Source organism: Streptomyces sp. HSW2009 (genome assembly GCF_040240285.1).
Taxonomy (GTDB): Bacteria; Actinomycetota; Actinomycetes; order Streptomycetales; family Streptomycetaceae; genus Streptomyces.
In genome coordinates this window covers 1-1,540 of sequence record NZ_JBEHZD010000963.1, presented here as the reverse complement: position 1 = coordinate 1,540, position 1,540 = coordinate 1, and the positions used below count along the sequence as shown (strand labels likewise).

Genomic DNA, 1,540 nt, shown 5'->3' with positions numbered 1-1,540 from the left:
CCACTGCTGCCGATGTCGCTCTCGGTCTCGCTGTCGTCATAGGTCTCGTTGTCGGGGGGCGGGGCCTGGCGCTGTTGCTGCGGGGCGGACTGGGGGGGCTGCTGCGGGGACTGCGGGGCGGTCTGCGCGCCCGACGTCTGGCTGCTGCTCTGGCCGCCGCCGACCTGGCCCTGCTGCTGCGGAACCGCCTGCGGCTGCGGCTGGCTCGGCTGCCCCACGGTGCCGCTGCCCGGCACCTGCGCAGGACCGGTAATGCCCGGCGTGCTCTCCTGGCTCGGCAGCGAGGTGGCCGGGCTCGGCTCCTCGTCACCGGCGGCCGGCGAACCGCTCCGCTCGCCCTCCGGGCTGCGCGTGCCCGGCGGCGTGGTCGCGTCCTTCGTACCCGGCAGCGCCTTCCCCGGCAGGTGGTTGGTGGGCGGCTCGCTGCGCCCGGGCACCCGCACCGTGTCGGACGAGCGCACCGCGCCGCCCAGCATCGAGCCGATCAGCAGCGTCAGCCCGATGACCACCGAAGCCATCACGGAACCGCGGCGCAGCACCCGCCGCCGCAGGTCCCGGACCTCGACCCGGGGCCCGAGCAGCCGCCACGCCTCACCGGCGAGCCGGGCGTCCATCGAGTACACGGGCGCGCCCGCGATGATGAGCGGGCTCCAGGCGGCGAGGTAGATGATGTCGGGCGCGTCGTACGCCGGTACGGTCCGCCAGCTCACGGTGACCAGGAGCGCCGCCGACAGCAGCGCCCCGACCGAGGCCGCGACCCGCTGCCAGAGCCCGCACACGGTCAGCACGCCGACCACGACCTGCAAGAACGCGATGGTCAGGCCCGCGCCCACGGGGTGTTCCAGGGCGAAGTCGCGGAGCGGCGACGCCACCGCCCACGGGTGCAGCGACTGCAACCAGGTCACCATGGACCCGCGCTCGCCGCCGTCGAAGTAGACCGGGTCGCAGAGCTTGCCCATGCCGGCGTAGATCGAGATGAAGCCGAGGAAGACGCGCAGCGGGAGCAGGACGACGCCGAGGTTCATCCGGCGGCCGGGGTAGTACGCGTGCCGCACGGAGTCGGAGGCGCGGCGCTTGCGGGCCGGGCGGCCCGGGTCGGCCGCGGCCGGCCACGGGGAAGGGGCGCCGTCCGGCGCGTCGGGGTCGCCGACGCTGCCGATGACGGTGGTGTGCTCGCCGGTGTCCTGGCCGCCGTCGAGCAGGCCGCGGGCGTACCGCGTGCCGCCGGGCGGGGTCTCGCTGTCGTTGTACGGCGTGCGCGGCCCGATGACCAGCGGCTGGGTGGGCGGCGGGGGCTCTTCGACCGCGATCCGTGGCAGCACCTGGGTGGCGCCCGGATCGCCGCCGGGGCCGTCCTGGCCCGCGCCGACGGCGCCCTGCGCGGTGCGCTGTGCGGGGTGCTGTGCCGTGCGCTGCGCGCCGTTCGGTCCGGTGCCGAGGGCGCCGGCCGCGGCGGCGGCGGGCCGGCGGGCCTCGGGCTGCCGGTCGGCCGGGGGCAGATGGGTCGCGGCGCCGGCGCCCCGGGGGGTGGGGCCGCGCC

Annotated in this window: 1 protein-coding gene; it reads right to left on the bottom strand. The window is 77.1% G+C overall.

Annotated features, from left to right (window positions below):
* The coding region (locus AAHZ94_RS33865) for a DoxX family protein (protein ID WP_502964864.1) at positions 1-1,499 on the bottom strand (1,499 nt) is incomplete at its 3' end.
* Between the last annotated feature and the right edge of the window lie 41 nt (positions 1,500-1,540).